Source organism: Gordonia sp. (in: high G+C Gram-positive bacteria), assembly GCF_049299075.1.
Classification (GTDB): Bacteria; Actinomycetota; Actinomycetes; order Mycobacteriales; family Mycobacteriaceae; genus Gordonia.
In genome coordinates, this window is the sequence record NZ_JBAQWU010000100.1 from 1 (window position 1) to 3,543 (window position 3,543).

Sequence of the window (3,543 nt, forward strand, 5' to 3'; positions counted from 1 at the left end):
CTGGTTCCGGCGCGTCCGACCCGTGTGCCAAGTCCGACCCGTGTGCCAAGCCCGGTGCGGGTGGCGTCGCGGTGGCAGGTGGAGTTGCTGGTGATCGCCCTGCCCGCCGCGCCGGTGGCGCCCTCCCCGCCCGACCCGCCGACGCCGGTATCCGACGCCGTCGACCGCCGGTGGCGGAACAAGCCGGGGCCGCCGTGGATCTGGGACGGCTCGATCCGGTTGCGTGACTGTGTGCCGAACGGCCGGGTGTCGCTGGTGCAGACCAGTCCGATATGGCAGAGCCTGCACGGCGTCGGCGACGATCCCACACAGCCCCCGGCGATGCTGGCGGGCTGGCCCGCCAAGCCCGCGGTGGATCGGGACGCGGTGGTGATCGCCGCCGGCTTCGAGGTGCCGGGTGACAGCGACGACGAGGGTCCGCGCGTGGTGACGGTGCAGTTGGGCGACTGGCTGGGACGCTGGGGGGACGAGGGGTCCACCGAGATGTTTCCGCCGCCGCGGCCGGGGCCGGCACCGGTGCAGCTCGACGGCGTCTTGCGTCGGGGCGCACTCCCCGCCGGTACGGTCGCGGCATCGGCTGGCGCGTTGCTGATCACGGTCACGCTGCCGCAGACCCGTCCGCTCGCCGGCCGGGAAGTGTTGTCGGTGCGGCTCGGTGGCGCGGTGGACGCCACGCTGCTGGTGACCGACGCGACGAGTGTCGCGATTCCGTCGAAGGGGGCACCGAACCTGCGCGTGTGGCGGTGGACTATCACGCCGCCCGCGCCGAAAACCGTACCGGGGCAGTACCTTTCGCTCACCGTGACGGCGGAGACCGTTGACACCCTCGGTATCTGTTCCGCGCCGGTGCAGTGCACTATCGAGGTGAGCGATGCGCGTCCGATCGCGGCGCCCACCGTGGCGCCGCAGCTGCTGGTGACATCCCGGCGAACGACAGCCGAGCGGGTGTCGATCGCGCTGAAGGTGTCGCCGCCGCCCGGAACTTCGGGGCAGGTGAGCTACCGATTCTTGCTGGCGGCCGAGCGCACGCTGCGGCCGTTGCTGGCGGCCACAACGCTGGACGACACCATGCCGCGGGCGGTGCGGGCACAGGCGCTTGCCACGAGCGGCGCCGACCGCAAGTACTACACGTGGGCGCAGGAGGCGCCGGTCCCGGTGACAAACGGGGCGGCGCGCACGACGATCGAATTGCCCAGCGGCACCAGCGATGTGGTGCTGATCAAGGCGGTGCCGATGGTGAGCCGGCCCGGACCCGCCAGCGGTCTGATGGAGGGTGTCTCGACGCCGTTCAGCAGCATTCCGGCCTCCCCGGTGGTGGTGCCCAGCAGCGACGTGCCGACCGCACCGCTGGTGACCACCGCGATCGACGCGCACGGGAATTTGGCGGTGACCGTCACCGTATCGGGAACCGATGTCGCGGTGATGAGTCGGCAACCCGGACCGCTGCAGGTGCGGATCGTCGAGGTGATCGCCGGGATCGACGACCCGCGGTATTGGCCCCAATTGGCTCTGGTGCCCCTGTCTGGGCCGGACAAGCATGGCCCGTTCAGTGGCACCCACGTGATCACCGGCGTCCCGGTGTGGACGCGGTGCGCGGTGGCCGCGACGGCCCGGTATCCGGCGGAACGGACGCTGGCGGCGGGGGCGCAACTGGTCGCCGATGCGGATGTACGCGCCGACGGCCCACAGGGGGAGTGGATCGAGTCGCCGTGGGGGCCGGCGTCGGTGCCGTCGTACGTGGAGGTGCCGGGTCCGGAGCTGACAGTGACCGACGCGAGCGACGCGAACCGGATCGCCGTGACCATCGGCGCCGGGGACGGATCGGCCGTCGCCGATGGCTGGATTCTGGAGATTCTGTCCGGGGAGATGGGCGAACCGCTCGTTCTGCGGCGCACTGAGCCGGTGACTGCGGTGGGTGACCGGGTACTGGAAGGTCCGCTGGGAGCGCAGGTCGCTGTCCGTCTCCTCGACCCCTTCGGTGCGCCGCGCGGCGTCGTCCGGTTGGGGTAGGAGGCGGTACTGCCAGTGATTTGGTGACCGATCTTCTTGTGCGCGGGCAGTTTCGTCAATGGAACTCACCGTCGGTCACCTCGGCCATGGGCCGCGCGCCCGGGCCCGAGGCGGCGTACGTTTCGCTCATCGGGGTGACGAAAGGTGTCCTGGTGAAGCTGTTGCGGGCGCTGGTTGGAATCATGCTGGTTGGAATCATGCTGGCGGCGGTGCTGCTGGGTACCGGGGCGGGTGCGGTGCAGGCGGCGCCGAGTCGACTGTTGCCGTCGGCGGATCCGTTCTATACCTACGTCGGTGCGCTCGCCGCCAAGAAGCCGGGCGCGGTGCTCAAGACGCGGACGGTGCGCCCACCACCACGGTGGCGACGATCCTGCGGTCGCCGGCGCGTAATGGCCCTGCCAAGCTGCTGAGCTATCACATGGCTTACGACGCGCTCGGCTCCCAGTGCGACCCGTCGTACACGCTCACCGGCGCCGGGCAGCAGGGTGCGGCGGGCACGTTGGAGCAGGGCGTGATCAGCGGATATCTGTCGAACGGGTACGACGTCGTCGTGCCCGACTATGAGGGTCCGCAGTTGGAGTGGACGGTGGGGCGCCAGTCGGGCTACATGGCGCTCGACGGGATTCGGGCGGCCGAGCGGGTACTGCGACTGCCGGCGTCGACGCCGGTGGCGTTGGCCGGATATTCGGGTGGTTCGGTGCCGACGCAGTGGGGTGCGGAGGTGGCCTCGCGGTATGCACCGGAGTTGCGGATCGTCGGTGCGGCGGCTGGCGGGCTGCCGGTGAATCTGGCCCACAATCTGCCGTATGTGAGTGGGAGCAAGGACTGGTCCGGGGTGATTCCGGCGCTGATCGTCGCCTATCGGCGGGCGTACGGGCTGGACGTCGACAGTTTCCTCTCGCCGAAGGGCACGCGGATCGTGAACCAAGTGCAGCACCAGTGCATCAACGATTTCGCCAGCAAGTTCCCCGGCCTCACCGACGCCTCGATGGTGCGCGCGCCATACACCTCGCTGCTGCAGGTGCCGAGCGTGTCCGCGGCCATCGCCGACAACGTGATGGGCACCGCCGGGACCCCGCGCGTCCCGATGCTGCTGGCGGTGGGCGATGCGGACGGCACCGGTGACGGCGTGATGGTGACGCGCGACGTGGCCGGGCTGGCGCGCAAGTACTGCCGCCAAGGCGTGCCGGTGACGTATGCGCAGTACAACGGGCTCTCCCATGGCGACGCCTTCTTCCCGTTTCAGGCCGACACCGCCCGCTTCCTCACCGCGCGCTTTGCCGGGGCGCCGAAGACGTCGACCTGCTAATCGAGAAGGAACGCGGATGAAGCACCTGCTCTCGCCCGAGCCGCACCGCGCGTACAGCAAAGGCTTCTATGCCGACGCCGACTTCGATTACTCCGTGCGGTGCGTGCTGGGCGCGGCGTCGTACGGGGCGGCCGAACCGGGCGAAGTGTTGGCCACGATCGACGGCGTCGACGACGGCGACCACGAAGCGTGGTTCGCCGCGTGGCTGGCGACCGGCCAGCGGG

At 70.2% G+C, this 3,543-nt stretch carries 1 protein-coding gene and 2 pseudogenes; all 3 read left to right on the top strand.

Annotated elements, in window-relative coordinates; all coding sequences use genetic code 11:
* Window positions 1-2,010 (top strand): hypothetical protein (locus WAW85_RS03270; protein WP_422558222.1); only part of this gene is annotated, 2,010 nt, incomplete at its 5' end.
* A gap of 182 nt (window positions 2,011-2,192) precedes the next feature.
* Window positions 2,193-3,319, top strand: a pseudogene (locus WAW85_RS03275) (lipase family protein).
* 16 nt (window positions 3,320-3,335) lie between these two features.
* Window positions 3,336-3,543, top strand: a pseudogene (locus tag WAW85_RS03280) (dipeptidyl aminopeptidase); the annotation flags it as partial.